Origin of the sequence: Streptomyces sp. NPDC016309 (assembly GCF_043077235.1) — a bacterium.
Classification (GTDB): Bacteria; Actinomycetota; Actinomycetes; order Streptomycetales; family Streptomycetaceae; genus Streptomyces.
Map to the genome: position 1 here is coordinate 973,215 of NZ_JBIBSG010000001.1, position 26,989 is coordinate 1,000,203.

The 26,989-nt window shown below is 73.3% G+C and carries 26 protein-coding genes; 13 read left to right on the plus strand and 13 right to left on the minus strand.

What is annotated here, in order from left to right:
* Nucleotides 1–180 precede the first annotated feature (180 nt).
* Nucleotides 181–864: a histidine phosphatase family protein gene (locus tag ACF068_RS04525; RefSeq protein WP_392272624.1), complete on the minus strand. Its 684-nt coding sequence runs from the start codon at nucleotides 862–864 to the stop codon at nucleotides 181–183.
* Complete coding sequence (gene hemL / locus ACF068_RS04530) at nucleotides 861–2,168, minus strand: glutamate-1-semialdehyde 2,1-aminomutase (RefSeq protein WP_392272625.1); 1,308 nt, start codon at nucleotides 2,166–2,168, stop codon at nucleotides 861–863. Before hemL ends, ACF068_RS04525 begins: the two co-directional genes overlap by 4 nt.
* 301 nt (nucleotides 2,169–2,469) lie before the next feature.
* Between hemL and ACF068_RS04535 the strand changes: the two genes are divergently transcribed.
* From ACF068_RS04535 to ACF068_RS04550, 4 genes are all read left to right on the plus strand, one after another.
* Nucleotides 2,470–3,051, plus strand: a complete 582-nt coding sequence (locus ACF068_RS04535) for a hypothetical protein (RefSeq protein ID WP_392272626.1) — start codon at nucleotides 2,470–2,472, stop codon at nucleotides 3,049–3,051.
* 58 nt (nucleotides 3,052–3,109) lie between these two features.
* Nucleotides 3,110–3,634 carry a GNAT family N-acetyltransferase gene (locus ACF068_RS04540; RefSeq protein ID WP_392272627.1) on the plus strand — a complete coding sequence of 175 codons (525 nt, stop codon included), beginning with the start codon at nucleotides 3,110–3,112 and terminating at the stop codon, nucleotides 3,632–3,634.
* Nucleotides 3,635–3,799: 165 nt separating this feature from the next.
* Complete coding sequence (locus tag ACF068_RS04545) at nucleotides 3,800–4,651, plus strand: NAD(P)H-binding protein (protein WP_392272628.1); 852 nt, start codon at nucleotides 3,800–3,802, stop codon at nucleotides 4,649–4,651.
* 186 nt (nucleotides 4,652–4,837) lie between these two features.
* Nucleotides 4,838–5,617 carry a Mut7-C RNAse domain-containing protein gene (locus ACF068_RS04550; protein WP_392272629.1) on the plus strand — a complete coding sequence of 260 codons (780 nt, stop codon included), beginning with the start codon at nucleotides 4,838–4,840 and terminating at the stop codon, nucleotides 5,615–5,617.
* Here ACF068_RS04550 and ACF068_RS04555 read toward each other — a convergent pair.
* Together ACF068_RS04555 and ACF068_RS04560 are read right to left on the minus strand one after the other, a co-directional pair.
* Nucleotides 5,574–6,041, minus strand: a complete 468-nt coding sequence (locus tag ACF068_RS04555) for a MarR family winged helix-turn-helix transcriptional regulator (RefSeq protein ID WP_392272630.1) — start codon at nucleotides 6,039–6,041, stop codon at nucleotides 5,574–5,576. The genes ACF068_RS04550 and ACF068_RS04555 overlap by 44 nt on opposite strands.
* Nucleotides 6,042–6,140: 99 nt before the next feature.
* Nucleotides 6,141–6,614, minus strand: coding sequence for a hypothetical protein (locus ACF068_RS04560; protein WP_392272631.1), 474 nt, complete (start codon nucleotides 6,612–6,614; stop codon nucleotides 6,141–6,143).
* Nucleotides 6,615–6,737: 123 nt separating this feature from the next.
* Here ACF068_RS04560 and ACF068_RS04565 point away from each other — a divergent pair, with 123 nt between their 5' ends.
* On the plus strand, nucleotides 6,738–7,550 hold the full coding sequence (locus tag ACF068_RS04565) for an SDR family NAD(P)-dependent oxidoreductase (protein WP_392272632.1): 813 nt from the start codon (nucleotides 6,738–6,740) through the stop codon (nucleotides 7,548–7,550).
* 65 nt (nucleotides 7,551–7,615) lie between these two features.
* On the opposite strand, the gene ACF068_RS04570 is transcribed toward ACF068_RS04565, so the two are convergent.
* Nucleotides 7,616–8,809 carry an RtcB family protein gene (locus ACF068_RS04570; protein ID WP_392272633.1) on the minus strand — a complete coding sequence of 398 codons (1,194 nt, stop codon included), beginning with the start codon at nucleotides 8,807–8,809 and terminating at the stop codon, nucleotides 7,616–7,618.
* 231 nt (nucleotides 8,810–9,040) lie between these two features.
* Here ACF068_RS04570 and ACF068_RS04575 point away from each other — a divergent pair, with 231 nt between their 5' ends.
* The 3 genes from ACF068_RS04575 to ACF068_RS04585 all read left to right on the plus strand — a co-directional run bounded on the left by ACF068_RS04575 (nucleotide 9,041) and on the right by ACF068_RS04585 (nucleotide 12,344).
* The gene (locus tag ACF068_RS04575) at nucleotides 9,041–9,898 is read left to right on the plus strand and encodes a DUF3558 domain-containing protein (RefSeq protein WP_392272634.1); all 858 of its coding nucleotides are present in this window, start codon (nucleotides 9,041–9,043) and stop codon (nucleotides 9,896–9,898) included.
* 153 nt (nucleotides 9,899–10,051) lie between these two features.
* The gene (locus ACF068_RS04580; RefSeq protein ID WP_392272635.1) at nucleotides 10,052–10,786 is read left to right on the plus strand and encodes a DUF3558 domain-containing protein; all 735 of its coding nucleotides are present in this window, start codon (nucleotides 10,052–10,054) and stop codon (nucleotides 10,784–10,786) included.
* 109 nt (nucleotides 10,787–10,895) lie between these two features.
* Nucleotides 10,896–12,344: a DUF2637 domain-containing protein gene (locus ACF068_RS04585; RefSeq protein ID WP_392272636.1), complete on the plus strand. Its 1,449-nt coding sequence runs from the start codon at nucleotides 10,896–10,898 to the stop codon at nucleotides 12,342–12,344.
* An 86-nt stretch (nucleotides 12,345–12,430) separates the two neighbouring features.
* Here ACF068_RS04585 and ACF068_RS04590 read toward each other — a convergent pair whose 3' ends face one another.
* The gene (locus ACF068_RS04590; protein WP_392272637.1) at nucleotides 12,431–12,634 is read right to left on the minus strand and encodes a hypothetical protein; all 204 of its coding nucleotides are present in this window, start codon (nucleotides 12,632–12,634) and stop codon (nucleotides 12,431–12,433) included.
* Nucleotides 12,635–12,767: 133 nt separating this feature from the next.
* The gene (lysS, locus tag ACF068_RS04595) at nucleotides 12,768–14,510 is read right to left on the minus strand and encodes a lysine--tRNA ligase (protein WP_392272638.1); all 1,743 of its coding nucleotides are present in this window, start codon (nucleotides 14,508–14,510) and stop codon (nucleotides 12,768–12,770) included.
* A gap of 172 nt (nucleotides 14,511–14,682) precedes the next feature.
* Between lysS and argS the strand changes: the two genes are divergently transcribed.
* Entirely contained in the window at nucleotides 14,683–16,440 is a 1,758-nt protein-coding gene (argS, locus tag ACF068_RS04600; RefSeq protein ID WP_392272639.1) for an arginine--tRNA ligase, read from the plus strand.
* Between the two features lie 57 nt (nucleotides 16,441–16,497).
* Here the strand turns inward: argS and ACF068_RS04605 are convergent, their stop codons facing one another.
* Nucleotides 16,498–17,862 (minus strand): helix-turn-helix domain-containing protein, encoded by a 1,365-nt coding sequence (locus ACF068_RS04605; RefSeq protein ID WP_392272640.1) that lies wholly within the window; start codon nucleotides 17,860–17,862, stop codon nucleotides 16,498–16,500.
* A gap of 299 nt (nucleotides 17,863–18,161) precedes the next feature.
* Between ACF068_RS04605 and ACF068_RS04610 the strand changes: the two genes are divergently transcribed.
* The 3 genes from ACF068_RS04610 to ACF068_RS04620 all read left to right on the plus strand — a co-directional run bounded on the left by ACF068_RS04610 (nucleotide 18,162) and on the right by ACF068_RS04620 (nucleotide 20,552).
* Nucleotides 18,162–18,887 (plus strand): DUF4232 domain-containing protein, encoded by a 726-nt coding sequence (locus tag ACF068_RS04610; RefSeq protein WP_392272641.1) that lies wholly within the window; start codon nucleotides 18,162–18,164, stop codon nucleotides 18,885–18,887.
* Between the two features lie 124 nt (nucleotides 18,888–19,011).
* Nucleotides 19,012–19,791, plus strand: coding sequence for a hypothetical protein (locus tag ACF068_RS04615; protein ID WP_392272642.1), 780 nt, complete (start codon nucleotides 19,012–19,014; stop codon nucleotides 19,789–19,791).
* Nucleotides 19,792–19,823: 32 nt separating this feature from the next.
* Nucleotides 19,824–20,552, plus strand: a complete 729-nt coding sequence (locus ACF068_RS04620; protein WP_392272643.1) for a DUF4253 domain-containing protein — start codon at nucleotides 19,824–19,826, stop codon at nucleotides 20,550–20,552.
* A gap of 3 nt (nucleotides 20,553–20,555) precedes the next feature.
* On the opposite strand, the gene hemB is transcribed toward ACF068_RS04620, so the two are convergent.
* On the minus strand, nucleotides 20,556–21,554 hold the full coding sequence (gene hemB / locus ACF068_RS04625; protein WP_392272644.1) for a porphobilinogen synthase: 999 nt from the start codon (nucleotides 21,552–21,554) through the stop codon (nucleotides 20,556–20,558).
* 173 nt (nucleotides 21,555–21,727) lie between these two features.
* Here hemB and ACF068_RS04630 point away from each other — a divergent pair, with 173 nt between their 5' ends.
* Entirely contained in the window at nucleotides 21,728–21,985 is a 258-nt protein-coding gene (locus ACF068_RS04630; protein WP_392272645.1) for a DUF397 domain-containing protein, read from the plus strand.
* Between the two features lie 172 nt (nucleotides 21,986–22,157).
* Here the strand turns inward: ACF068_RS04630 and ACF068_RS04635 are convergent, their stop codons facing one another.
* From ACF068_RS04635 to ACF068_RS04650, 4 genes are read right to left on the minus strand one after another with little or no spacing between them, the layout of a single operon-like run.
* The gene (locus tag ACF068_RS04635; protein WP_392272646.1) at nucleotides 22,158–23,822 is read right to left on the minus strand and encodes a uroporphyrinogen-III synthase; all 1,665 of its coding nucleotides are present in this window, start codon (nucleotides 23,820–23,822) and stop codon (nucleotides 22,158–22,160) included.
* Nucleotides 23,819–24,832 (minus strand): hydroxymethylbilane synthase, encoded by a 1,014-nt coding sequence (gene hemC / locus ACF068_RS04640; RefSeq protein ID WP_392272647.1) that lies wholly within the window; start codon nucleotides 24,830–24,832, stop codon nucleotides 23,819–23,821. Before hemC ends, ACF068_RS04635 begins: the two co-directional genes overlap by 4 nt.
* Nucleotides 24,829–26,184 (minus strand): glutamyl-tRNA reductase, encoded by a 1,356-nt coding sequence (locus ACF068_RS04645; RefSeq protein WP_392272648.1) that lies wholly within the window; start codon nucleotides 26,182–26,184, stop codon nucleotides 24,829–24,831. Before ACF068_RS04645 ends, hemC begins: the two co-directional genes overlap by 4 nt.
* Entirely contained in the window at nucleotides 26,181–26,972 is a 792-nt protein-coding gene (locus tag ACF068_RS04650) for a redox-sensing transcriptional repressor Rex (RefSeq protein WP_392272649.1), read from the minus strand. The genes ACF068_RS04645 and ACF068_RS04650 overlap by 4 nt, the downstream gene beginning before the upstream one ends.
* Between the last annotated feature and the right edge of the window lie 17 nt (nucleotides 26,973–26,989).

The window sequence follows — 26,989 nt, forward strand, 5'->3', positions numbered from 1 at the left end:
TCCGTGACAAGACCGCTACACCGGACCGCTACAAGGCCCCTTCGGGCGGCCGCGCGCGGACCGCGCGCCCGCCGGGGGCCCTGGGGCTCCCGGCGGGCGCGGGTCCGGCGGGACGGCGGTCCGGCGTCACGGCGGGGACGAGGCGGCGCGGGGGCCGGCGCGGGCCGGCCCCGGGCGCGTTCAGGCGCCGAAGGCCTTGGACCCGCCCTTCACCGGCTTGGCCCCGGCGAGCAGGTGCGCCGGGACGAGGTCGCGGGCGGGCTCGCTGTAGCCGACCGAGACGATCTTGTCGCCCCGGTAGGTGAACGTCGTCAGGGACGCCAGCGTGCACTGCCGGCGCCGCGGGTCGTGCCACAGCCGCCGCCGCTCGACGAAGCTGCGGACGATCCAGATCGGGAGCTGGTGGCTGACGCAGACCGCCTCGTGCCCGCGGGCCGCGTCCCGGGCCGCGTTCAGCGCGCCCATCATCCGGACGACCTGGTCGATGTACGGCTCGCCCCAGGACGGCCGGAACGGGTTGGTCAGGTGCCGCCAGTTGGACGGCCGGCGCAGCGCCCCGTCGCCGACCCCGAAGGTCTTGCCCTCGAAGACGTTGCCCGCCTCGATCAGCCGCTCGTCGGTGCCGAGGTCCAGCCCGTGCGCCGCGGCGATGGGCTCGGCGGTCTCCTGCGCGCGCTCCAGCGGCGACGCCACCACGTGCGTGACGTCCCGGCCCGCCAGGTGCTCGGCGACCCGGTCGGCCATCTGCCGGCCCAGCTCGGACAGGTGGTAGCCGGCCCGGCGTCCGTAGAGGACGCCGTCGGGGTTGTGCACCTCGCCGTGGCGCATCAGGTGGACGACGGTGATCTCGTTCCCGGCGCTCATGCGGTCGCCTCCGCGGCGGCACGGGCGGCGGCCGGCAGCGCGGCGGCGATCCGCTCCAGGGCCCGCTCGTCGTGCGCGGTCGACACGAACCAGGACTCGAAGGCGGACGGCGGCAGGTAGACGCCCTGCGCCAGCATGGAGTGGAAGAACGCGGTGAAGCGGAACGCCTCCTGCTTCTTCGCGTCGTCGTAGTCCAGGACCTCGGCGTCGGTGAAGAAGACGGAGAACATGTTGCTCGCCGTCTGGAGGCGGTGCGCCACGCCCTCCTTGGCCAGCGCGGTGGTCACCAGCCCCTGGATCTCGCGCGAGACGGCGTCCACCTTCTCGTACGCGGCGTCGTCCAGCAGCCGGAGCTGCGCGAGGCCGGCGGCGGTGGCGACGGGATTGCCGGAGAGGGTGCCCGCCTGGTAGACGGGGCCGGCCGGGGCCAGGTGCGCCATGACGTCGGCGCGGCCGCCGAACGCGGCGGCCGGGAAGCCGCCGCCCATGACCTTGCCGAAGGTCATCAGGTCGGGCGCGACGCCGTCGACGCCGTACCAGCCGGCCTTCGACGTGCGGAAGCCGGTCATCACCTCGTCGGAGACGTACAGCGCGCCGTTCTCGGCGCACAGGTCCTTCAGCCCCTGGTTGAACCCGTCGCGCGGGGGGACCACGCCCATGTTGCCGGGCGACGCCTCGGTGATCACGCAGGCGATCTCGCCGGGGTGCGCGGCGAAGGCCCGGCGCACGGCGTCGAGGTCGTTGTACGGCAGGACGATCGTGTCGCCGGCCTGGGCGCCGGTGACGCCCGGCGTGTCGGGCAGCCCGAAGGTGGCGACACCGGAGCCGGCGGCGGCGAGCAGCGCGTCCACGTGCCCGTGGTAGCAGCCGGCGAACTTGACCACCTTGGCGCGGCCGGTGAAGCCGCGGGCCAGGCGGATCGCGGACATCGTCGCCTCGGTGCCGGACGACACCAGCCGGACCTGCTCCACCGGGGCGATCCGGGCCACGATCTCCTCGGCGAGCGCCACCTCGCCCTCACCGGGCGTACCGAAGGAGGTGCCGCGGGAGACCGCCTCCTGGACGGCGGCGATCACCTCGGGGTGGGCGTGGCCGAGGATCATCGGCCCCCACGAGCAGACGAGGTCGACGTACTCGCGCCCGTCCGCGTCCTTGAGGTACGGACCCGTACCGGACACCATGAACCGGGGCGTACCGCCCACGGCCCGGAAGGCACGCACGGGAGAGTTCACGCCGCCGGGCGTCACGAGGGACGCGCGGTCGAACAGCGTCTGTGAGACTGGGGCTTCGTATGAATACGGCACGTTGGTCCTGACCTGCGAGAACGAGTTGACGGCAGCAATGCTCGGGCATGGCGGCCGGGCGAGGGAGTGGGCCCTCCTTGAACGGCCCGCCTGTCCGCGACGTTGTTTACGACGAGGCGCCGGACCTCCGTGTCTGCGAAACTGGGGCGTCATAGGGAATGCTCACGGAATCCATGGTGTCAGAGGCCCCGACGTTCTTGCGGACAGGTGTTTCACCACACGTTCGTGGGGGAGGTCACTGTCACGATGATCGGGTTGCGCGGCGGGGGCTGTGCTACCGAAAAAGCAGTCGGGTGGAGATATGCATCGCGGTGGCGGACTGGGCGAGGGGACCGACGACCTGGGTCCTGAGCGTGCCCGGCGGGGGAAGCACCGGCGCGAGCAGGACAGAGCCGCCCTGGGCCCGGTCGGCCCGGTCGGGAGCGGAAGCGGGGGTGGCCGGGGCATGGGGGTGACCTACAAGTACTTCGGCGCGCCCAACGGCGCCACCGCCGCCCGCGTCCCGATCTCGATGCGGCCCGAGGAGCTCGGCGGCGACGAACTGGGCATGGGCGGCATGTTCACCAAGATCAAGCCGGAGACCATAGCCGCCATGGTGCTCACCGGCATCCAGGGGATGCCGCTGCACAAGGTGCCGCCGCTGGAGCTGGTGGTGCTGCATCCCGACTACGCGGTGGTCAAGCTGCCCATGACGGTCGTCGACCCGCTGCGCGGCGTCGGTGAGGAGTCCGTGGGCGCGGCGGCCTTCATCTGGTCGACCGTCCCCGACCGCGGCGGCCCCCGGGACGCCTTCAACGTGTACCAGTTGCTGCACGAGTGGCAGGACTTCTCGGTACGGCTGCACGAGGCCGGGCACCAGCCGTACTGCCTGGTGTGGCCCTGACCCGGATCCCGCCGGGCGACCGGGACGCACCGCCGGAGCCCCGGCCGGGAGCCGCGGTATGACCGGTCACGGATCGCCGGTGCGGATCGAGGCGTGGACGGAGCGGGACCTCGACCTGCTGCGGGCCGTCAACGCGCCGGAGCTGATGGACCACCTCGGCGGGCCCGAGTCCGAGGAGAAGCTGGTCACCCGGCACCAGCGGTACGTGGACCTGAGCGCGGACCGGACCGGGGCGGGCCGGATGTTCCGGATCGTGCTGGAGCCGGAGGGCATCCCGGTCGGCGTGATCGGCTTCTGGGAGCAGACCTGGGACGGGACGCGGGTGTACGAGACCGGCTGGACCGTGCTGGGGGGCTTCCAGGGGCGGGGCGTCGCGACGGCGGCGACGTCGGCCGTGGTGGAGCGGGCCCGCGCGGCGCGCAAGCACCGGTACCTCCACGCCTTCCCGTCCGTGGACAACGGCGCGTCGAACGCCGTGTGCCGGAAGGCCGGGTTCGAGCTGCTGGGCGAGCGCGACTTCGAGTACCCGCCCGGTCGTCCGCTGCGCACCTGCGACTGGCGGTTCGACCTCGAAGCCGCCTGACCGCGAGCGGCTGCGGGGCCGCGGCCGGGCAAAGGGTTTGACGGAGCGGCGCCTCCCTGCGCATATTTAGCTGCGTGACGCAGATGTTGCGCTACACAGTTCCTTTGTCCAGCCCCTCGTGCGCCGTGCCCACGGCACCGCGCCCCTTTGGAAGGCACCTCCCCCATGACCGTCCTCGTCACCGGAAGCCGCGGCCGCGTCGGCTCCACCCTCCTCACGCTGCTGCACGACCGGGGCGTCCCGGTGCGGGCCGCCTCGGCCGGCCCGGCCGGCCTCGTCCTCCCCGCCGGCGTGGCGGCCGTGCGGTGCGACCTCCGCGACCCGGCGACGTTCCCCGCCGCGCTCGACGGGGTCGACTCCGTCTTCCTGTACGCCGAACCGAGCCATGCGGAGGCCTTCGCAGCCGAGGCCCGCGCCGCCGGCGTCCGGCACGTCGTCCTGCTCTCCTCCAGCGCGGTCCTGTCCCCCGACGCCGAGGCGAACCCCATCGGCGCCTCGCACCTCGCGGCCGAGCGCGCCCTGGCAGCCGCAGCCGCCGGCGGCGCGTTCGACGTGACGTTCCTCCGGCCGGGCGCGTTCGCGACCAACGCCCTCCAGTGGGCCCCGGCGATCACGTCGACCGGCGTCGTGGACCTGCCCCACCCGGAGGCCGTGGGCGACCCGATCCACGAGGAGGACGTGGCCGAGGTGGCGTACGCCGCCCTCACGGACGACCGGCTGCGCGGCTCCACCCTCGTCCTGACCGGGCCCGAGGCGCTCACGTTCACCGAGCAGTTGGAGGTCCTCGGGCGGGTCACGGGACGCGGGATCACCGTCCGTCCCGTGCCGCCGGAGGAGTGGAAGGCGTCGGTCGCCCAGTACGTCCCGGCGGAGTTCGCCGACGCGCTGCTGGACCACTGGAGCGCGTGCACGACCGGGCCCGTGGCGCTGACCCGGACGGTCGAGGAGGTGACCGGGCGGCCGGCCCGCACCTTCGCCCGCTGGGCGGCCGACCACGCCGACGCGTTCACCGGCTGAGCGCGGGGCACGTCACGGCCGGGGGCGCGTCACGGGGGGCGCGACATGGCCGGGGGCGCGTCACGGGGGGCGCGTACGGCCGGGGGCGCGGACCCGACGGCGGCGCGGACCCGGCGGCGGCGCGGCGGGGACGGCCCGGCGGAAATGGCCTGGCTGGTCCGGCGCGCCCGGTGGCATGCTGACGACGTGAACGGACCGGAGATCCACATCAGTTTCGCGCCCGGCCTGGGCCTGTTCGTCGCCCCGGCGCGCCGTGACGGCCGCTCCGCCGTCGTCACCGACGGCGCCTCGACGCTCGGCCACGTCGTCGAGTCGCTCGGCGTGCCGCTCACCGAGGCGGGCGGGCTGCTGGTCGACGGCCGGCCGGTCACGCCCGCGCACGTCCCGGCGGCCGGCGAGGACGTCCGGGTGCTGGGCGTCGAACGCCCGCAGCCGGTACCGGGCGCGCCACTGCGGTTCCTCCTCGACGTACACCTGGGCACGCTGGCGCGCCGGTTGCGGCTGCTCGGCGTGGACGCGGCGTACGAGAGCGAGGACATCGGCGACCCGGCGCTGGCCGCGTGGTCGGCGCGGGAGCGGCGCGTGCTGCTGTCCCGCGACCGGGGCCTGCTGCGGCGCCGGGAGCTGTGGGCCGGGGCGTACGTCTATAGCGACCGCCCGGACGAGCAGGTGCGGGACGTGCTGGAGCGGTTCGCGCCGCCGCTGGCGCCCTGGACGCGGTGCACCGCCTGCAACGGGCCGCTGACGGAGGCCGACAAGGACGCGGTGCGCGGCCGGCTGGAGCAGGGCACGCAGCGTACGTACGACGTCTTCGCGCAGTGCACCGAGTGCGAGCGGGTGTACTGGCGCGGCGCGCACCACGCCCGGCTGGAGGCGATCGTCGAGGACGCCCTCCGCGAGTTCGGCGACGCGGACGCCCGGGTCAGTCCGTCTCCGCGCGCAGACGCCGGATCTGGGCGACACTGAACTCGGTGGTGCGCCGCATGTACGCGGCCAGAAAGGCCAGTTGCTCGTCGGTGTAGTCGTCGAACATCGCCGCCCAGGGTGCGTTCAGCCGCTCCCACACCGCGCCCAGCTCGGCCATCCGCTCGGGCACGGTGGTCACCAGCACCCGCCGCCGGTCGTGGACGTCCCGCTCGCGGGTGAGGTACCCGGCCCGCTCCAGCCGGTCGACCAGCCGGGTCGCGGACCCCGTGGTGAGCCCGGTCAGCTCGGCGACCCGCCCGGTGGTGACGGGCCCGGTCTCCAGTCCGAGCAGGCTCAGGCACTGCACGTCCGTGGGGTGCAGCCCCAGATGGTCGGCGAGGGCCTGGTTGAACAGCGCGTACGCGGCCATGTAGCGGCGGGCCTCGCCCGACATCTCGGCCATCAGCCGGTTCCTCTGCACCATGCAGAGAGTGTACGAAACAGGGACCGGCTCCCGGTCGCCGCACGCCGGAACGCGTACGCCCCGCGCGTACGCCCGGCCTCGGAACGCCTACGCCCGGCCTCAGAACACGTACGGGTCCCCGGTCGCCAGGACCAGCACCCGGTGGTCGTTGTCGGCGGGGTTCCGGTCGGTGGCGCCACCGTTCCACGCGGTCGCCACCCGTGCGGTCAGCTCCTCCGGCGTACCGGCCGTCCGCAGGCTCAGCGCCGTCTCGCGCCGGGTGCCGTCCGCCCGCAGCGGCCCGGTGGCGCACAGCACCTCCCGCTCACCGCCCCATACGCACCCGGACGGCAGCGGGTGCCCCGCGGCCAGCGGCGCGGAGAAGACCAGCCGCACGGTCGAGTCCTCCAGCACGGACGGCCCGCGGTTCTCGCTCAGCAGCACCACGTCGAGCCGCCCCTCCCAGAGCGAGACGTGGCCGTGGTGCGCCACGTCCGCCTCCGGGGCCGTCGTCCCCGCCGCACCGCCGACCGTGCCCACGGCCGCCGCCAGGGCGACGGACATCACCAGCAGACCCCTGCGCATCACCAACATGCCCTGAACATACCTATATGACCGGATTACCTTCGCCTCCCCCGCCGCCGGGGCGGCATCTTCGCGCCCGCCTATGCTGACCGCGTACCGGCCGTTCGATCACCCGCGCGAGGAGCACCGCACATGACCGCCGCCGACACGCCCGCCGCACCCGGCCCCGCCGACCCCGAGGGCGCCCTCCCCGTCGCCGTCGTCACCGGGGCGAGCAGCGGGATCGGCGCCGCCACGGCACGCCGGCTCGCCGAGGCCGGTCACCACGTGGTGCTGACCGCCCGTCGCGAGGACCGGGTCCAGGCCCTCGCCGCCGAGCTCACCGCGGCCGGCCACCGGGCCACGGCGTACGCCCTCGACGTCACCGACCGCCCGGCCGTGGACGCCTTCGCGGCGGCCCTCGGCCGCTTCCCCTCCGTCGGCGTCCTCGTCAACAACGCGGGCGGCGCCCTCGGCGCCGACCCGGTGGCCACCGGCGACCCCGCCGACTGGCGCCGGATGTACGAGGTCAACGTGATCGGCACCCTGCACATGACGCAGGCCCTGCTCCCCGCCCTCACCGCGAGCGGCGCCGGCACGGTGGTCGTCGTCTCCTCCACCGCCGGCCACGGCACCTACGAGGGCGGCGCCGGCTACGTGGCCGCCAAGAACGGCGCCCGCGTCCTCGCCGAGACCCTCCGCCTCGAAATCGTCGGCACCCCGGTCCGCGTCATCGAGGTCGCGCCCGGCATGGTCAAGACCGACGAGTTCGCCACCACCCGCTTCCGCGGCGACACCGAGAAGGCCGCCAAGGTCTACGCCGGCGTCCCCGACCCGCTGTCCGCCGACGACGTCGCCGACACCATCACCTGGGCGGTCACCCGCCCCCCGCACGTCAACATCGACCTCCTGGTCGTCCGCCCCCGCGCCCAGGCCTCCAACACCAAGGTCCACCGCGAGGCCTGAGCACCGCCGGCACGACGGAGGGCCCCGGCGCCAACCCGCCGGGGCCCTCCGCGTCCGGGCGCGCGTCAGCCCTTCACGCACACCACCTGCTTGAGCTTCGCCACGACCTCCACCAGGTCGCGCTGCTGCTCGATGACCTTCTCGATCGGCTTGTACGCGCCCGGGATCTCGTCCACCACGCCGGAGTCCTTCCGGCACTCCACGCCCCGTGTCTGGTCCTCCAGGTCCCGCGTCGAGAACCGCCGCTTCGCCGCGCTGCGGCTCATCTTCCGGCCCGCGCCGTGCGAGGCCGAGTTGAACGACGCCGCGTTGCCGAGGCCCTTGACGATGTACGAGCCGGTGCCCATCGAGCCCGGGATGATCCCGAAGTCACCGGAGCCCGCCCGGATCGCGCCCTTGCGTGTGACCAGCAGGTCCATCCCGTCGTACCGCTCCTCCGCCACGTAGTTGTGGTGGCAGGAGATGACCCGGTCGAAGGTCACCCTCGCCTTCTTGAACTCCTTGCGGATGACGTCCTGGAAGAGCGCCATCATGATGGCGCGGTTGTACTTCGCGTACTCCTGCGCCCAGAACAGGTCGTTGCGGTACGCCGCCATCTGCGGGGTGTCGGCGACGAAGACCGCGAGGTCACGATCGACCAGCCCCTGGTTGTGCGGCAGCTTCCGCGCCTCGCCGATGTGGTACTCGGCCAGCTCCTTGCCGATGTTCCGGGACCCCGAGTGCAGCATCAGCCAGACGGCTCCTGACTCGTCGACACAGACCTCGATGAAGTGGTTCCCCGAGCCCAGCGAACCCATCTGCTTCGCCGCCCGGTCCCGGCGGAACCGCACCGCGTCCGCCACGTTGTCGAACCGCGACCAGAAGTCGTCCCAGCCCGCCGTCGGGAAGCCGTGCAGCCGGCCGGGGTCGACCATGTCGTCGTGCATGCCGCGCCCGACGGGGATGGCCTGCTCGATCTTCGAGCGCAGCCGCGAGAGGTCACCGGGCAGGTCGTTGGCCGTCAGCGACGTCTTCACCGCCGACATGCCGCAGCCGATGTCCACCCCGACCGCCGCCGGGCAGACCGCCCCGTGCATCGCGATCACCGAGCCGACCGTCGCGCCCTTGCCGTAGTGCACGTCCGGCATCACGGCCAGGCCCTTGATCCACGGCAGGGTGGCGACGTTGTGCAGCTGGCGCATGGCCCCGTCCTCCACCGTCGAAGGATCGGTCCACATCCGGATCGGGACCTGCGCCCCGGGCACCTCTACGTACGACATGATTCCTCAATTCCCCCGAAAACTCCGAAAGCGCAAAAACCGGCTCCAAGGTCCGCGAAAGAGACAGCGGACCGGCATCGACGGCGGCGCGTGCGATACACATTGTGTCCATCGACCGGCGGCGAGCGGCAACCCGTTTTCCCCGCTCGGGCCGGTACGGACCCGCGCTGACGTGCGGGGACGTACGGGGACGCGCAGGACAGGGCAGCAGAGCGAAAGGAGCCCGGGACCGTGCAGCGAAGGGCGTACGTACCCGGTGTGGCCGCACTCCTCGCGGCGCTCACCGCCGGCGTCACCGGCCTGACCGGATGCAGCGCCGGCTCCGGGCCGGACGGCTCCACCCCCGACTCCAAGGCGGGCGGCTCCTCCGGCGGCCCCGTCCGGCCGGGCAAGTACCGCACCCTCCTCGAACCGTGCGGCTCCGTCCAGCGCGCCACGCTCAAGGACCTGCTGCCCGGCGCCGCCCAGTTGCCCGAGGAGCAGCGCGAGCGGGCCTACCGCGGCACCGCCGCCGTCACGTACGACACCGACCGCCGCGCCGGGTGCAGTTGGAAGACCGACGGCCCGGACGCCTCCCACCAGCTCACCGTCGACTTCGAGCGCGTCGTCTCCTACGACCCGACCGTCAGCGACGACGACCGCGCCCAGCAGGTGTACGTGGGCAAGGAGGCCGCCGCCGGTCTCGCCGCGCCCTCCGCCACGCTCTCCGCCGCGCCCGCCGCCGGCACGGCCCGGCGGACCCCGCCCGCCACCGCCGCCCCCGGCGCCACCGCCGTCCCGGCCCCGAAGACGACGGCCCGCCCGTCCGCCGCCGCGCCCACGGCCACCGGGAGCCCCGCGGCCGAGGGCCTGGAACCGCGCGTGCTGGCCGACCTGGCCGACGCGGCGTTCCTCGACGACGTGCTCACCCGCGCCGGTTCGACTGCCCAGCACCGCACCGTGAGCGTGGTGTTCCGCACATCGAACGTCATCGTGACCATCCGGTACGGCGAGCAGCCCGCTCGCGTCACCGAGGTGCCGGACAGCAAGGAACTCCAGGAGAAAGCCCAGGGTCTGGCCCGGAACCTCGCCGAGAGCTTCGAGGAGTAGCCGGCCCGCGGCGGGTCCCCGGGCCACCCGTCGGCCGGCCCTCCGCCGCGGCCGGACACCCCCGCGCACGCACCGAATCGGGCTACCGTGTCGGGACCGCAGCACCGCAGACCGCAGCACCGCCGGACCGTACGACAAGCGACTGAAGGAACCATGCACCGATCAGCCCCGCGACTCACCCGCATACTCGCCTGCGCAGCCGTACCGGTGATGCTCGTCGTCGCCGGTTGCTCGTCGGACTCCGACAGCAAGGGCGGCACGGGCGGCACGACCGCGCAGTCGCCGTCCGCCGCCTCCTCGCCGCAGGCCGCCGCGAAGCCCAAGCCGAGCGTCGCGCCGCCGAAGTACACGACGCTGCCCGACGCCTGCAAGGCGATCACCGGGAAGACCGTCGAGGACCTCGTGCCGGAGGTGAAGAACGAGAAGGGCACGCCCGGCAAGTCCAGCGACACCGACAGCCGGGGGAGCTGCGCGTGGAACGGCCTGGACGACAAGGGCGTCAAGGGCTCGCAGTACCGCTGGCTGGACATCTCGCTGCTGCGGTACGAGTCCGACCCGACGCTCGGCAGCGGTGAGCAGCGCGCCCAGGCGAACTACACCAAGGAGGTCGCCAAGGTGAAGGCGACCCAGGGCGCCACCGCCGTCAAGACCTCCCCGGCCGCGGGCGTCGGCAACGAGTCGACGGCCGTCAGCTACGGCCTGAAGAAGACGGGGGAGGACTTCAAGTACGCGGCGATCGTGACCCGTACGGAGAACGTCCTCATCACCGTCTCCTACAACGGCGCCGGTTACGCGGGCGCCACGACCCCCACCCCGTCGGACCTGATGGAGGACGCGGTCAAGGCCTCCAAGGAGGCGGTGGCCGCGGTCGCGGCGGCCAACAAGTAGCCCTCGTCCCCGCGCGGCTCACGGAGCCCGGACCTCCCCCGAGGTCCGGGCTCCGAACGCGTGTGCCAGGCTTTCCCCGCTCGAACACATCAAGGGGAGGGGATCGCGGGTGGCCGCGATGCAACTGACACGCACCCACCGCATACTCATCGGCGTCGTCATCACCGGTGCGGTGATCATCGCCGGTATCGGTTTCGCCGGTTCGTACGCGGCGGTGCGCGAGCTCGCCGTCAAGAAGGGCTTCGGCGACTTCTCGCTCGTGTTCCCCATCGGCATCGACGCCGGCATCTGCGTCCTGCTCGCCCTGGACCTGCTGCTGACGTGGCTGCGCATCCCGTTCCCCCTGCTGCGCCAGACGGCGTGGCTGCTGACCGCCGCGACGATCGCCTTCAACGGCGCGGCCTCCTGGCCGGATCCGCTCGGCGTCGGCATGCACGCCGTGATCCCGGTGCTGTTCGTGGTGGCGGTGGAGGCCGCGCGGCACGCGATCGGCCGGATCGCCGACATCACGGCCGACAAGCACATGGAGGGCGTACGCCTCACCCGGTGGCTGCTGTCCCCGGTGCCCACCTTCCGGCTCTGGCGCCGGATGAAGCTGTGGGAGCTGCGCTCCTACGAGCAGGTCATCAAGCTGGAGCAGGACCGGCTGATCTACCAGGCGCGCCTCCAGGCCCGCTTCGGCCGCGCCTGGCGCCGCAAGGCCCCGGTGGAGGCGCTGATGCCGCTGCGGCTGGCCCGGTACGGCGTGCCGCTCGCCGAGACGGCCCCGGCGGGCCTGGCGGCGGCGGGCATCGAGCCGGTCCTGCTGCCGCCCCGCCCGGTCGTCGAGCAGGCGAAGGGCACGCCCGAGCTGGAGCTGCCCCAGCACGGCGCGGCCGACGAGCGGGACCAGCCGCCCGCCCACGACCACCCGGGGCCCGCCGTGGACACCCGGCCCGAGCCCGGCCCCCGCCCCGGCGCCGGGACGCCGGCCCCGGACCCCGAGCCCCGGCCCGGGCCCGCACCGGCGCCCGTACCCCAGCCGCAGCCCGGGCCCCAGCCGTCCCCGGAACCGGCTCCGGAGCCGGAGCCCCCGCTCCCCGGCAACCACGAGAGCCCCTGGTTCGCCGCGCCGCAGCTCCCGCAGGACGCCCACGGACGCGCCTACGGCCCCGCTCCCGCCCCCGCTCCCGCCTTCGCCGAGGGCCGGGACGAACCCGCCGGCAGCGGTGCCGCCGACGGCAACGGCAGCGACGGCGGTCACGGGGACACCGACGGCCACGGCGGGCGGCCCGCGCCGGCCCCCCTTCCGGCCGGGTACGGTCCCGGGGCCGCCGAGCAGGCACCGCCCGCCCCGTTCGCCGACCCGGAGGCCGAGGAGTTCAGCCGCCTCGCGTACCCGGTGTTCAAGCAGTACGTCGACGAGAACAGCGACTGGCCGAGCGTGGAGGCCCTCGACATCCACCTCGCCGACGCCTACGGCATCCGCCACCCGCTCAGCGCGGTCCTGCTGCGCCGTCTGCTGCCCGACTTCAAGGACCACTACCAGGCGGAGCTCGCCGCCGACCACATCGCCTGACCCACCCGGCCCGGCCGCCCGCACCCGCCCCGGCGGCCCGCGCCGGGGCCTGCGCCGCGGCCCGCGCCCACCCGTCGGCGCCGGGCTCAGCGCCCGGCGCCGCCCTTCGCCGTCTCCCCGTACACCGCGAGGACCGCGCCGAGGACGGCGATCACCGCGTACCCGGCCGTGGGGATCTCCCACCACTGGTGGAGCAGTCCCCACGGCTCGTCCCCGAAGGTCCCTCCCGCGAACCCGAGCACGCCCTGGATGCCGGCCACCCAACCGATGATTGCCACGATCTCCCTCATGGCTCCACGGTCCCGCGCCCGCCGCCCGGAATCGTCCTGCGTCCGGTGGAGACGGGGGTCGTCCGAAGGGTGCAGAAACGCCCGGAGGGCTCCCACCCGCGGGTGGGAGCCCTCCGTCGGTTCCGCGGCGCGGTTACGCGCCGAGCAGCTTGCGCACCCGGTCGGCGCCCACCGCCAGCAGCAGCGTGGGCAGTCGCGGGCCGGTGTCCCGGCCCACCAGCAGCCGGTAGAGCAGGGCGAAGAAGGTGCGCTGGGCGACCTTCAGCTCCGGCGTCGGCTTCGCCTCCGGGGCGAGCCCGGCCATCACCTTCGGCACGCCGTAGACCAGCGTGGTCAGCCCGTCCAGCGACCAGTGGCTGTCCAGGCCCTCCAGCAGCAGGCGCAGCGACTCGCGCCCCTCGTCGTCCAGCGAGCCCAGCAGCTCGGTGTCGGGCTCGGAGCGGACGATGGTGCGCTGCTCGGCCGGGACCTGGGTGGAGATCCAGTTCTCGGCGCGGTCCAGCCGCGGCCGGGCCTCGTCGAGGGAGGACAGCGGGTTCGCCGGGTCCAGCTCGCTGAGGATGCGCAGCGTCTGCTCGTCGTGCCCCGCGGTGATGTCGACGACCGAGGCGAGCGTCCGGTACGGCAGCGGGCGCGGCGTGCGCGGCAGCTCACCGGCGGCGGTGCGCACCGCGCGGGAGTGCGCGGCGGCGTCGGCCGGCAGCACGCTGCCGTCGGCGACCTTGGCCTCCAGCTTGTCCCACTCGTCGTACAGCCGCTGGATCTCCTGGTCGAAGGCGATCTTGAAGGCCTGGTTGGGCTTGCGGCGCGCGTACAGCCAGCGCAGCAGCGGCGCCTCCATGATCTGGAGCGCGTCGGCCGGGGTCGGCACGCCGCCCTTGGAGGACGACATCTTCGCCATGCCGGAGATGCCGACGAACGCGTACATCGGGCCGATCGGCTGGACGCCGTCGAACACCTCGCGCACGATCTGCCCACCCACGACGAACGACGAGCCGGGCGAGGAGTGGTCCACACCGCTGGGCTCGAAGATCACGCCCTCGTACGCCCAGCGCATCGGCCAGTCGACCTTCCAGACCAGCTTGCCGCGGTTGAACTCGCTCAGCTTCACCGTCTCGGCGAAGCCGCAGGCGCAGCCGTAGGCCATCTCGGTCGTCTCGTCGTCGTACGAGGTGACCGTGGTCAGGTCCTTGCCGCACTGCCCGCAGTAGGGCTTGTACGGGAAGTAGCCCCCGGCGCCGCCGGAGCCGTCGTCCTCGCTCGCCGCGCCGGAGCCCTCGGCGGCCTCCAGCTCGGCCTCGTCGACCGGCTTCTGCTGCTGCTTCTTCGGCTTGCCGGTCGCCTTGTCCTTGGTCCGGTACCGGTCGAGGACCGCGTCGATCGCCCCCCGGTGCCGCATCGCGTGCAGGATCTGCTCGCGGTACGCGCCGGAGGTGTACTGCTCGGTCTGGCTGATGCCGTCGTACTCGACGCCCAGCTCGGCCAGCGACTCGATCATCCCGGCCTTGAAGTGCTCCGCCCAGTTCGGGTGCGCGGAACCGGCCGGGGCGGGGACGGAGGTCAGCGGCTTGCCGATGTGCTCGCCCCAGGACTCGTCCACGCCCGGGATACCGGCCGGCACCTTGCGGTAGCGGTCGTAGTCGTCCCAGGAGATCAGGTGACGGCACTCGTGCCCCCGGCGCCGGATCTCGTCGGCGACCAGGTGCGGGGTCATGACCTCACGGAGGTTGCCCAGGTGGATGGGGCCGGAGGGCGACAGGCCGGAGGCGACCACGACCGGTTTCCCAGGCGCACGTCGCTCCGATTCGGCGATGACCTCGTCCGCGAAACGGGAGACCCAGTCGGTCTCGGTGCTGCTCTGAGCCACGATCGGCACGTCCTTGATTGCTTGGGATTCTCGAAGGCTGGCGTAAGACATTCTCCCAGACGGAACAACGTCCCCCGAGGTTGTCCACAGGCCGGGCAAAGCCCCGACAAAGAGCTTGCGGACCCGTGGGACACTTGACAACCGGAATAGGCATTCACCACCACGACAGGAACGGAAGCTCATGGCCTCGGTCCCTTCCCTCGCTTCGACCGTGCAGCAGCGCCTCGCGGACGCCCTCTCGGCAGCCCTGCCGGAGGCCGGCTCCGCCGACCCGCTGCTGCGACGAAGCGACCGGGCCGACTTCCAGGCCAACGGCATCCTGGCGCTGGCCAAGAAGCTCAAGGGCAACCCGCGCGAGCTGGCCGCCAAGGTCGTCGAGGCCCTCCCCACCGAGGACCTCCTCCAGGACATCGAGGTCTCCGGCCCCGGCTTCCTCAACATCACCGTCACCGACCGGGCGATCACCGAGACCCTCGCCGCCCGCGCCGCGGACGACCGCCTGGGCGTCCCGTTCGCCGCGAGCGCCGGCACGACGGTCATCGACTACGCCCAGCCGAACGTGGCGAAGGAGATGCACGTCGGCCACCTCCGGTCCGCCGTCATCGGCGACGCCATGGTGAAGATCTTGGAGTTCGCGGGCGAGAAGGTGATCCGCCGCCACCACATCGGCGACTGGGGCACCCAGTTCGGCATGCTCATCCAGTACCTGATGGAGCACCCGCACGAGCTGGACCACAAGGACGCCGACGTCTCCGGCGAGGAGGCGATGAGCAACCTCAACCGCCTCTACAAGGCGGCCCGCGCGCTCTTCGACTCCGACGAGGAGTTCAAGGCCCGCTCCCGCGACCGCGTGGTGGCCCTCCAGTCCGGCGACGAGGAGACCCTCGCGCTGTGGCAGCGGTTCGTCGACGAGTCGAAGATCTACTTCTACTCGGTCTTCAACAAGCTGGACATGGACATCGACGACCCGGACGTGGTCGGCGAGTCCGGGTACAACGACATGCTCGACGAGACGTGCCGCCTGCTGGAGGAGTCCGGCGTCGCGGTGCGCTCGGAGGGCGCCCTGTGCGTCTTCTTCGACGACGTCAAGGGCCCGGACGGCAACCCGGTCCCGCTGATCGTCAAGAAGTCCAACGGCGGTTACGGCTACGCGGCCACCGACCTGTCCGCGATCCGCGACCGCGTCCAGAAGCTGGGCGCCGACACCCTGGTGTACGTCGTGGACGCCCGCCAGTCGCTGCACTTCAAGATGGTCTTCGAGACCGCCCGCCGGGCCGGCTGGCTGAACGACCGGGTGCACGCCGTGCAGCTCGCCTTCGGCACGGTCCTCGGCAAGGACGGCAAGCCGTTCAAGACCCGTGAGGGCGAGACGGTCCGGCTGGTCGACCTGCTGGACGAGGCGATCGACCGGGCGGCGACCGTGGTGCGCGAGAAGGCCCAGGACCTGACCGAGGACGAGATCGCCGAGCGCGCGGCCCAGGTCGGCATCGGCGCCATCAAGTACGCGGACCTGTCCACGTCCGCGTCCCGCGACTACAAGTTCGACCTGGACCAGATGGTGTCCCTCAACGGCGACACCTCGGTGTACCTCCAGTACGCGTACGCCCGGATCAGGTCGATCCTGCGCAAGGCCGGCGACGCCCGGCCGGCCGCCCACCCGGAGGTCGCCCTGGCCCCGGCCGAGCGCGCGCTGGGCCTGCACCTGGACCAGTTCGCCGAGACGCTGGCCGAGGTGGCCGCCTCCTACGAGCCGCACAAGCTGGCCGCGTACCTGTACCAGCTCGCCTCGCACTACACGGCCTTCTACTCGGAGTGCCCGGTCCTGAAGGCGGACACCGCCGAGCAGGTCGAGAACCGTCTGTTCCTGTGCGACCTCACGGCCCGCACGCTCCACCAGGGCATGGCGCTGCTCGGCATCCGCACCCCCGAGCGCCTCTGACCGGCCCGTGACCGGTCGCCGCGCCCCACGGCGCGGCGACCGCGACGGCCCGGCCCCTCAGCCCTCGTCGGGGACGTGCGGGAGCCACCCGCTGCCGCCCAGCGGGTAGTCGTAGACCGGCCGCCCGGTGACGGCGCTCGTGGCGAACGGCCGGCCGTTGTCGTCGATCCGCAGCGTGCCCCGTCGGCCCCCGCTGCTCCACTCCAGCTCCAGGTACCAGCGCACGGCGTGCGCCGCCGTGTGCGCGGTGACCCGCAGCAGTTGGGGATCGCTCGCGCTCACCTTGTACGGGAAGTCCCCCGCCGGGATCTCCCGGTCGCCCTGCCGCCCCGCGACGGGCACGGCCCGCGGGCGGGCCACGTCCAGGTTGACGTCGAAGCTCTGCGGGGTCATGTCGCCGCCGCACCCGACGCCCATGGTGTACGCGTTCCAGGGCAGCGGCTCCTCCTTCCCGACCACCCGGACGTGCAGGTCGTGGAGCACCACCGCCTCCTCTCCGGTCCCCTGGAAGGCCAGTTCCATCAGCATGTCGCCGCCGGGCGCGCCGCCCAGGGCGGTCACCCAGCCCCGGGCGTCCTGCTCCGAGGGCGGCGGCGGGACCTGCGTGGGCGGGCGGTCCACCACGTACACCTGACCGCACGGGTCGAGCCAGGTGTACGGGCGTACGTCGACGCTCAGCGGTACGGCACCGGACCGCCGTGCGGGCGCGGCCGCCCCCGGGGACGCGGCCACCGGCGGCGCGGCCGTGCCGGCGGCCGGGGCGGAGGGCGACGGCACCGCGGAGGCGCCCGGGCGCGGACCGGTGCCCTGGCTCACGGATGGGCTCGCGGAGCCGGACGGGTGGCGGGCGGGCACGGTCGCCGCGGGACGGCCGGCCGGGCCCGCCGCGGCGTCGCCGTCCTTCGGGGCCTCGGGGTCGCGGCCGATGGCGAGCGCGGTGGACGCGGCCAGCACGACGACCGCCGCCGCCGCGCCCACCAGCCGGACCCGTCGCCGGGAGCGGCGGCTGCGTACCTCCTCGGCGGCCGGGGGCGGGAGCACGGCCTCCGGCTCGGCGCCCCGACCCTCACCGGGCCCCTCCTCCGTACCGTCCCCCGCCTTCTTCTCCCCCGGCCCGTCCCCCGGCACCGCCGCGGCCCCGGCCGCCGACTCGCCCGCCGCCGGGGCCCGCCCCCGGCGGCGGGCGTCATCGGCGACGATCCAGCGCCGGTGCAGCGCCACCGTCTCGTCCCGGGTCGCCCCGCACAGCCGGGCGAGCCGCTCCACGGGGGCGAACTCGGTGGGCACGGCGTCCCCCTTGCAGTAGCGGTGCAGCGTCGAGGTGCTCAGGTGCGCCCGCTTGGCGAGCGCGCCGTAACTGAGCCCGGAGCGCTCCTTCAGCCCGCGCAACACCTCCGCGAAGCCTTCCGTCTCGGTCCCCACCCAGCCGTCCCTCCACCGCACCCCGTCCCGGAACCGCGTTCCAGGCGCCTCACATACCCACTGGTCAGAGCCGTTTCAGCATTCCAGCTTCCCTCATTGTCCCGTGCCGATTGCCCCTGGATCACGCCGCCCGGCACGGTGTGTCCGGCACCACCGGAGAGGGGAGCGCCGATGCGGCCCCACCGCCGCCTCCACCTCGTCGACGCCTGTGCCCTCGGCGTACTCATCGCCTGCACGGCCGTCGTCATCGTCCTGATCGACCGTCACTGACCCACGCCTACGGGGGAGACCGAACCACCATGCGCACCTTCCGCACCCGCACCACCGCCGCCGCCGCGACCGCCCTCCTGGCCGCGCTGTCGCTCACCGCCTGCCAGAACGACGGCCCCACCGCCACCCCCGCCCCCGCGTCCTCCGCCGCACCGGCGACCGCGACCCCCGACCGGCCGGCCGGTGGCGGCACCGCCGGCACGCCCACCGCCCACCCCACCGGCACCGCGCCGGACCCGGCCCGGTCGCCCGCCAAGAGCCCCGGGAAGGGCTCCTCCACCGGCGGACAGCAGGGTGCGGGCACCACGGGCCCGTCCGGCGACGCCCCGGTCACCGAGCCGTGCGGGACCGCCGTCAAGGTCACGTACACCCCCGTGAGCCGTCCCCTGAACCACGCGCTGCTCACGCTGACCAACACCGGCTCCCGGCCGTGCGACGCGTACCACGCGCCACTGCTCCGCTTCGACGACGGGCAGTCCGTCACCACCGTCAACGAGGGCAGCAAGCCGCAGGCGGTCGTCACCCTCGCCCCCGGCAAGTCCGCCTACGCCTCGATCACGCTCGCCGCCGCCGACGGGAGCGGCGCCGAGGGGCGAACGGCCCACGAGCTGAAAGTGCACTTCGCCCCGCGCAGCGGCGAAGGCTCCACGGACGCCGCCCCGGCCGTGATCGCGCTGCCCTCCGGCACGTACACCGACAGCTCCACCAACGTCACCTACTGGCAGCACTCCATGGACGACGCGCTCATGTACTGAACCACCCCACCGCAATGAGCCACCTGTAACCCCCCTGCCCCCATGCGCCCCCGTTCGCACCCAGCGCCGGGGGCGCCGGGCGGGACAGGATGCCCTGCGCCCACCCGTCCGGCAGGAGGACCGCATGCAGGACATGACCGGCTTCGACGACATCTACGACCGCCCCGACCCGCGCGCCTACTTCACCCGCCTCGCGCCCCTGGCGTACGAGATCCCCCACCACGCCCAGGCCGTCTTCCGCCGCACCGTCGCCGAACGCGCCGACCCCGGCCTCACCGTGCTCGACCTGTGCTGCTCGTACGGCATCAACGCCGCGCTGCTCAACCACGACCTGACCCTGGCCGACCTCTACGCGCACTACACGAGCGCCGGGGTCAGGCACCTGACGACCGCCGAACTCATCGAACACGACAAGGAGTTCTACGCCGCCAGGCGCCGCCCCGACGCCGTCCGCGTGGTCGGCCTCGACATCGCCTGCGGCGCCCTCGACTACGCCCGGTCGGTCGGCCTCCTCGACGCCGTCCACCCCGACAACCTGGAGGAGCACGCCCCCTCCCCCGCCCTGGCGGCGGCGATGGCGGACGTCGGACTCATCACGCTCACCGGCGGCGGGACCTTCCTCAGTCGCCGCACCTTCACCGCGCTGCTCGAATGCGCCGGACAGCCGGTGTGGGTGAGCGCCTTCATCCTCCGCACGATGCCGTACGCCCCCATCGCGTCCTGCCTGGCGGACTTCGGCCTCACCACCCGCTCCGACCCCGAACGCACCTATCCGCAGCGTCTCTTCACCGGCGCCCAGGAGCGGCGCGCCGCCGTCTCCGCCGTACGCCTCGCGGGTGCGGACCCCACCGGCCGGGAAACGGACGGCCGTTACCACGCCGTCCTGTACGAGTCCCGTCCCTGAGCATTGTCAGTGGCGGCGCCTAAGGTCGTTCCATGGTCATCAACCCGAACGCGCTGGGCCTGGACCTGCCGCCCGGCACCCTGCGCGTCCAGCCGTCGCTCTGGTACGCGGACGAGCCCGCCACGCCCGACACCTGGGCCCGTCTCCTGCCCGCCCGGGAAGCCGCCGGCCTGCAACCGGTGCTGCTCACCGACACCCAGTACTTCCACGCGAGCCAGGTGGCCGACCCCGACGACCACGACCCCGCCACGACCCTGACCGACCTGTGGCACGAGCTGTCCGAGGACGACGAGGACCTCGCCGCCCTCGCGCCCTTCTCCACCACCTGGCCCGGGCTGGCCCCGCCCGGCGAGGGCGGCACCGACCCGGACGACACCGCCGCCCGCGTCACCGCCGAGCTCACCGGCGCCGACGACTGGCTGGAGGGCCCGCGCGGCGCCCTGGTCCCGGCCCGCCGCGGCGCGGACGTCCCGGCCGTCCTCGGCTGGGGCGGCGCCTCCAACCACGCGGACGCCGTCCAGCTCTCCACCGTCCTGCGCTCCTGGGAGGACCGGTTCGGCATACGGCTGGTCGGCCTGGGCCACGACCTGCTCACCGTCTCGGTCGCCGCCCCGCCCCGCACCCTGTCCGACGCCCTGGCCGTGGCCGCGGAGCACTACGCGCTCTGCCCCGACAACGTCTGGGACGGCTACGAAACCCTGCGCGCCTACGCCGCCGAGGAGGTGCTCGACCGCCAGGACTGGACCTTCTGGTGGGACTAGGTACTAGACCCTTCCGAGCCGCTGGGCGACCTCGGTCGCCCAGTAGGTGAGGATCATCTGCGCGCCCGCCCGCTTGATGCCGGTCAGGGACTCCAGGATCGCCTTGTCCCGCTCGATCCAGCCCTTCTCCGCGGCGGCCTCGATCATCGCGTACTCACCACTGATCTGGTACGCCGCGACCGGCACGTCCACCGCGTCCGCGACCTTCGCCAGCACGTCCAGGTAGGGCCCGGCCGGCTTGACCATCACCATGTCGGCGCCCTCCTCCAGGTCGAGCGCCAGCTCCCGCATCGACTCCCGCTGGTTGGCCGCGTCCTGCTGGTACGTCTTGCGGTCGCCCTTCAGCGACGAGCCGACCGCCTCGCGGAAGGGGCCGTAGAACGCCGAGGCGTACTTCGCCGTGTAGGCGAGCACCGCCACGTCCTCCTTGCCGATGGTGTCCAGGGCGTCCCGGATCACCCCGACCTGGCCGTCCATCATCCCGCTGGGGCCCACCACATGGACGCCCGCGTCGGCCTGGACCTGCGCCATCTCGGCGTACCGCTCCAGGGTGGCGTCGTTGTCGACGCGCCCCTCGGCGTCCAGCACACCGCAGTGCCCGTGATCGGTGTACTCGTCGAGGCACAGATCGGACATGACGACGAGCTCATCGCCGACTTCGGCCCGCACGTCCCGGATGGCCACCTGGAGAATGCCGTCCGGATCGGTCCCGGCCGTACCGGCCGCGTCCTTCTTCGCGTCCTCCGGCACCCCGAAGAGCATGATCCCGGAGACCCCGGCCTCGACCGCCTCCACGGCGGCCTTCCGCAGGGTGTCCCGGGTGTGCTGCACCACGCCGGGCATCGCCGAGATCGGCACCGGCTCGCTCACGCCCTCCCGCACGAACGCGGGCAGGATCAGGTCGGCCGGGTGCAGCCGCGTCTCCGCGACCATCCGCCGCATCACGGGCGTCGTCCGCAGCCGCCGCGGCCGCGAACCGGGGAAGGATCCGTACGAAGTCATACGCCCACGCTACGCCCGGCCCGCCCGTGCTCTTGCCGACACCCTGCCGGAGCGCGCACCGCCACTTCGGAAACGACAGCCCTCGACATCCGTTACTGAGCCATCCGCGCGCAGGCTCTCAGCCCACGGGAGTCGTTGGCCTTCATCGAGAAAGTACTGGGAGAGACAAGGACATGACGCTCAAGCCGTCCAAGGCCAGGGCCGCAGCGGAGTGGATAAAGAGCAGCTACAGCACGGCTGATGGCCCCGACTGCATCGAAGTGGCCTGGATCAAGAGCAGCTACAGCACCGACGACGGCCCCGACTGCGTCGAGGTCGCGGCCATGACGGACCGGATCCTCGTCCGCGACTGCAAGAACCCCACCGGCCCCCGCCTCACCCTCGCGCCCACCGCCTGGGCGGCCTTCCTGCCGTACGCGTCCGGGCGCTGACGCACTCCGCACGCCCGCGGCCGCCCCCGGCTGATCGGGGTGCGGGCCGAGTCCGCGTTCAGTCGGTGACGGGGGCGGTCTCCGACCACCTCCGGCACACGCCGACGGGGTGGAGCGCACCCATTTGGATGCCCTCCACCCCGAAACCGATCAGGAGCCGACGAGGATCCGGTCAGGTCGTACGCCTCCGCCGCGCGCCCGGGCGCCGCTCGCTCGGCCGGGTGACCGGGTCACCGGCCTCCAGGGCGGCCGCCCGGCGCCGGAGCCCGAACTCGGCGAGCGCCTCCGCGAGCTTGTGCACGGACGGTTCGGGCGACAGCACGTCCACCCGCAGCCCGTGCTCCTCCGCCGTCTTGGCGGTGGCGGGCCCGATGCAGGCGATGACGGTCACGTTGTGCGGCTTGCCGGCGATGCCCACCAGGTTCCGCACGGTCGACGACGACGTGAACAGCACGGCGTCGAAGCCACCGCCCTTGATGGCCTCCCGCGTCTCGGCCGGCGGCGGCGACGCGCGCACGGTCCGGTAGGCGGTGACGTCGTCGACCTCCCACCCGAGCTCGATGAGACCGGCCACCAGCGTCTCGGTGGCGATGTCGGCCCGCGGCAGGAAGACCCGGTCGATCGGGTCGAAGACGGGGTCGTACGGGGGCCAGTCCTCCAGCAGTCCGGCCGCCGACTGCTCGCCGCTCGGCACGAGGTCCGGCTTCACACCGAACTCGACCAGCGCGGCGGCGGTCTGCTCGCCCACCGCGGCGACCTTGATCCCGGCGAAGGCGCGGGCGTCGAGCCCGTACTCCTCGAACTTCTCCCGCACCGCCTTGACCGCATTGACCGAGGTGAAGGCGATCCACTCGTACCGCCCGGTGACGAGCCCCTTGACGGCCCGCTCCATCTGCTGCGGCGTGCGCGGCGGCTCGACGGCGATGGTGGGGACCTCGCTCGGCACGGCGCCGTAGGAGCGGAGCTGGTCGGAGAGCGACGCCGCCTGCTCCTTGGTGCGCGGTACGAGGACCTTCCAGCCGAACAGCGGCTTGGACTCGAACCACGCGAGCTGGTCGCGCTGGGCGGCGGCACTGCGCTCACCGACCACGGCTATGACGGGCTGGTGACCGTCCGGCGACGGCAGCACCTTCGCCTGCTTGAGCACCTGCGCGATGGAGCCGAGCGTCGCGGACCACGTACGCTGCCGGGTCGTCGTGCCGGCCACCGTCACGGTCAGCGGGGTGTCGGGCTTACGGCCCGCCGACACCAGCTCACCGGCCGCGGCGGCCACGGAGTCCAGCGACGTCGACACGACCACCGTGCCGTCCGACGCCCCCACCTCCGCCCAGCACCGCTCACTCGCGGTCCGCGCGTCCACGAAGCGCACGTCCGCGCCCTGCGCGTCCCGCAGCGGCACACCCGCGTAGGCGGGCACGCCGACGGCGGCGGCGACACCGGGGACGACCTCGAAGGGGATGCCCTCGGCGGCGCAGGCGAGCATCTCGGCGCCCGCGTCGCCGTCGAGCCCGGGGTCGCCGCTGACCGCACGGACGACCCGCTTGCCGCCCCGCGCGGCCTCCATGACAAGATTGGTCGCATCCCTCAACACGGGGACCCCGGCGGCCATTGACGCCTCGTCAACGACCGCCAGCTCCGGCGTGCTCACGCCCGCCCGGGCATGGCCGCGTACGACGTCGAGCACATGCGGCTCGGCGATGAGGACGTCAGCGCCCGACAGGGCCTCGACGGCGCGCAGTGTCAGCAGCCCCGGATCTCCGGGCCCCGCGCCCAGGAACGTGACGTGCCCGCACGCGGAGAACGCGGAGGAAGCCTTGGATGCAGTGATGGGGCTCAAAGTGCTCGCTCCCCCATAAGACCGGCCGCACCCTTGGCGAGCATCTCGGACGCGAGCTCGCGACCGAGCGCGACAGCGTCGCCGTGCGACGTGGGTACGGGACCGGTGGTGGACAACTGCACCAGCGTGGAGCCGTCGGTCGTGCCGACGACGCCCCGCAGGCGCATCTCATGAACAACCTGCCCATCGGCCTGGGGGTCCCCCCACTCGAGCGGAGCCGAGAGTGGGAGAAGGTCGGCCAGGGCACCCACGGGTGCGCTGCAGCCGGCCTCCAGGGCGGCGAGCAGGGACCGCTCGGCGGTCACGGCGGCCCGGGTGTACGGGTCGTCGAGCTCGGCGAGCGCGGCGGCGAGGCCGGCGTCGGCCGCCGTGCACTCGACCGCCAGGGCTCCCTGGCCGGGAGCGGGCAGAACGGTGTCGACCGACAGGAAGTCGGTGACCTCGTCACCCCGTCCGATGCGGTTGAGCCCGGCGGCGGCGAGTACCACCGCGTCGAGCTCCCCGTTGCGGACGTAGCCGATGCGCGTGTCGACGTTCCCCCGGATGGCGACGCACTCGATCTCCATGCCGTGGGCGCGGGCGTACGCGTTGAGCTGCGCCATGCGCCGCGGCGAGCCGGTGCCCACGCGGGCTCCGGCCGGAAGCTCTTCGAACCGCAGGCCGTCCCGGGCGACGAGCACGTCGCGCGGGTCCTCGCGCCGCGGGATGGCGGCGAGCACGAGGTCGTCGGGCTGCGCGGTGGGCAGGTCCTTCAGCGAGTGCACCGCGAAGTCGACCTCGCCGGCGAGCAGCGCGTCGCGCAGCGCCGTGACGAAGACGCCGGTGCCGCCGATCTGCGCGAGGTTCTCGCGGGAGGTGTCACCGTACGTGGTGATCTCCACGAGCTCCACGGGGCGCCCGGTCAGCCGCCCGACCGCGTCGGCGACGTGCCCGGACTGGGCCATGGCGAGCTTGCTGCGCCTGGTCCCGAGCCGCAAAGCCCTCTCGGTCTGCTGGGCCCTCTCGGTCATACTCGCCCTCGGTTCTTGTGATCGGCGTCGTTCACGTCGGCCCGGCTGACGGAGGCGACCGTCTCCGGGTCGAGGTCGAAGAGTGTGCGCAGCGCGTCCGCGTACCCGGCGCCGCCGGGCTCGCTGGCGAGCTGCTTGACCCGTACGGTCGGCGCGTGGAGGAGCTTGTCCACGACGCGGCGCACGGTCTGGGTGATCTCGGCGCGCTGCTTGTCGTCGAGGCCGGGCAGCCGCCCTTCGAGCCGGGTCATCTCCCCCGCGACGACGTCGGCGGCCATGGTGCGCAGCGCGACGACGGTGGGGGTGATGTGCGCGGCGCGCTGGGCGGCGCCGAAGGCGGCGACCTCGTCGGCGACGATGCCGCGCACCTGGTCCACGTCGGCGGCCATCGGCGCGTCGGCCGAGGCGTCGGCGAGCGACTCGATGTCGACGAGCCGGACGCCGGCGATCCGGTGCGCGGCGGCGTCGATGTCGCGGGGCATGGCGAGGTCGAGCAGCGCCAGCGGCGCGGTGCGGCCGGCCATCGCGCTCTCGACGGCGACGCCCGTCAGGACCAGCCCGGTGGCGCCGGTGCAGGACACGACCATGTCCGCACGTGTCAGTTCTTCGCTGACGGCGGTCATGGACACCGCGCTCGCGGCCACGCCGGTGCCGCCGGGCTCGGTGAGGATCTGTACGAGCCGTTCGGCGCGCTCCGGGGTCCGGTTGGCGACGACGATCTCGCCGGCCCCGGCCCGCGCGAGCGTGGCGGCCGCCAGCGAGGACATCGAGCCGGCGCCGATGACGAGCGCCCGCTTGCCCTCGGCCCAGGCGGCGACGTCGCCGCCGGCGGCGAGCTGCTCCAGCCCGAAGGTGACGAGCGACTGGCCGGCCCGGTCGATCCCGGTCTCGGTGTGGGCCCGCTTGCCGACCCGCAGCGCCTGCTGGAAGAGGTCGTTCAGCAGCCGCCCGGCGGTGTGGAGCTCCTGGCCGCGCGCGAGGGCGTCCTTGATCTGCCCGAGGATCTGGCCCTCGCCGACGACCATGGAGTCGAGCCCGCAGGCCACCGAGAACAGGTGGTGGACGGCGCGGTCCTCGTAGTGCACGTACAGGTAGGGGGTGAGCTCCTCGAGCCCGACCCCGCTGTGCTGGGCGAGCAGGGTGGACAGCTCGGCGACGCCCGCGTGGAACTTGTCCACGTCGGCGTACAGCTCGATGCGGTTGCAGGTGGCCAGGACGGCGGCCTCGGTGGCCGGTTCGGCGGCGAGGGTGTCCTGGAGCAGCTTGGCGCGCGTGTCGGCGTCGAGGGAGGCCCGCTCCAGCACGCTGACGGGGGCGCTGCGGTGGCTGAGACCGACGACGAGGAGGCTCATGCCGGCATCACGGCGGGCATGTCCCCGTCAGGTCCCTTCCGGCTCTCGGCCTCGGCGGCGGCGGCCGCCGCGGCGGCGTCGCGCACGGCGGGCGGCAGGACCGCCTCGGCGCCCGCGCCGGGTTCCTCGCCGGCCTTGCGCTGCTCGTGGAAGGCGAGGATCTGGAGCTCGATGGAGAGGTCGACCTTGCGCACGTCCACGCCGTCCGGGACGGAGAGCACGGTGGGCGCGAAGTTCAGGATGGAGGTGACGCCCGCGGCCACGAGCCGGTCGCAGACCTGCTGGGCGGCGCCGGCGGGCGTGGCGATGACACCGATGGAGACGCCGTTCTCGGCGACGATCTTCTCGAGGTCGTCGATGAACTGGACGGGCATGCCGGCGACCGGCCTGCCGACCATCGAGGGGTCGGCGTCGATCAGCGCGGCGACACGGAAGCCCCGGGAGGCGAACCCGCCGTAGTTGGCGAGGGCGGCGCCGAGGTTACCGATGCCGACCATCACGATCGGCCAGTCCTGGGTGAGCCCGAGCTCGCGGGAGATCTGGTAGACGAGGTACTCGACGTCGTAGCCCACGCCACGGGTCCCGTACGAGCCGAGGTACGAGAAGTCCTTGCGCAGCTTCGCGGAGTTGACCCCCGCCGCCGCCGCGAGCTCCTCGGAGGAGACCGTGGGTACGGAGCGCTCCGACAGTGCGGTGAGCGCCCGCAGGTACAGCGGAAGCCTGGCGACGGTGGCCTCGGGGATTCCTCGGCTACGGGTCGCCGGTCGGTGTGTTCGGCCAGTTGCCACGGTGCTCCTGCGGGATG

Coding starts and splice junctions, on each gene's coding strand:
- ACF068_RS04525 (WP_392272624.1), bottom strand. CDS start 864: ATGAGCGCCGGGAACGAGATCACCGTCGTCCACCTGATGCGCCACGGC.
- ACF068_RS04535 (WP_392272626.1), top strand. CDS start 2,470: ATGCATCGCGGTGGCGGACTGGGCGAGGGGACCGACGACCTGGGTCCT.
- ACF068_RS04540 (WP_392272627.1), top strand. CDS start 3,110: ATGACCGGTCACGGATCGCCGGTGCGGATCGAGGCGTGGACGGAGCGG.
- ACF068_RS04545 (WP_392272628.1), top strand. CDS start 3,800: ATGACCGTCCTCGTCACCGGAAGCCGCGGCCGCGTCGGCTCCACCCTC.
- ACF068_RS04555 (WP_392272630.1), bottom strand. CDS start 6,041: ATGGTGCAGAGGAACCGGCTGATGGCCGAGATGTCGGGCGAGGCCCGC.
- ACF068_RS04560 (WP_392272631.1), bottom strand. CDS start 6,614: ATGTTGGTGATGCGCAGGGGTCTGCTGGTGATGTCCGTCGCCCTGGCG.
- ACF068_RS04565 (WP_392272632.1), top strand. CDS start 6,738: ATGACCGCCGCCGACACGCCCGCCGCACCCGGCCCCGCCGACCCCGAG.
- ACF068_RS04570 (WP_392272633.1), bottom strand. CDS start 8,809: ATGTCGTACGTAGAGGTGCCCGGGGCGCAGGTCCCGATCCGGATGTGG.
- ACF068_RS04580 (WP_392272635.1), top strand. CDS start 10,052: ATGCACCGATCAGCCCCGCGACTCACCCGCATACTCGCCTGCGCAGCC.
- ACF068_RS04590 (WP_392272637.1), bottom strand. CDS start 12,634: ATGAGGGAGATCGTGGCAATCATCGGTTGGGTGGCCGGCATCCAGGGC.
- argS (WP_392272639.1), top strand. CDS start 14,683: ATGGCCTCGGTCCCTTCCCTCGCTTCGACCGTGCAGCAGCGCCTCGCG.
- ACF068_RS04610 (WP_392272641.1), top strand. CDS start 18,162: ATGCGCACCTTCCGCACCCGCACCACCGCCGCCGCCGCGACCGCCCTC.
- ACF068_RS04615 (WP_392272642.1), top strand. CDS start 19,012: ATGCAGGACATGACCGGCTTCGACGACATCTACGACCGCCCCGACCCG.
- ACF068_RS04620 (WP_392272643.1), top strand. CDS start 19,824: ATGGTCATCAACCCGAACGCGCTGGGCCTGGACCTGCCGCCCGGCACC.
- hemB (WP_392272644.1), bottom strand. CDS start 21,554: ATGACTTCGTACGGATCCTTCCCCGGTTCGCGGCCGCGGCGGCTGCGG.
- ACF068_RS04630 (WP_392272645.1), top strand. CDS start 21,728: ATGACGCTCAAGCCGTCCAAGGCCAGGGCCGCAGCGGAGTGGATAAAG.
- hemC (WP_392272647.1), bottom strand. CDS start 24,832: ATGACCGAGAGGGCCCAGCAGACCGAGAGGGCTTTGCGGCTCGGGACC.
- ACF068_RS04645 (WP_392272648.1), bottom strand. CDS start 26,184: ATGAGCCTCCTCGTCGTCGGTCTCAGCCACCGCAGCGCCCCCGTCAGC.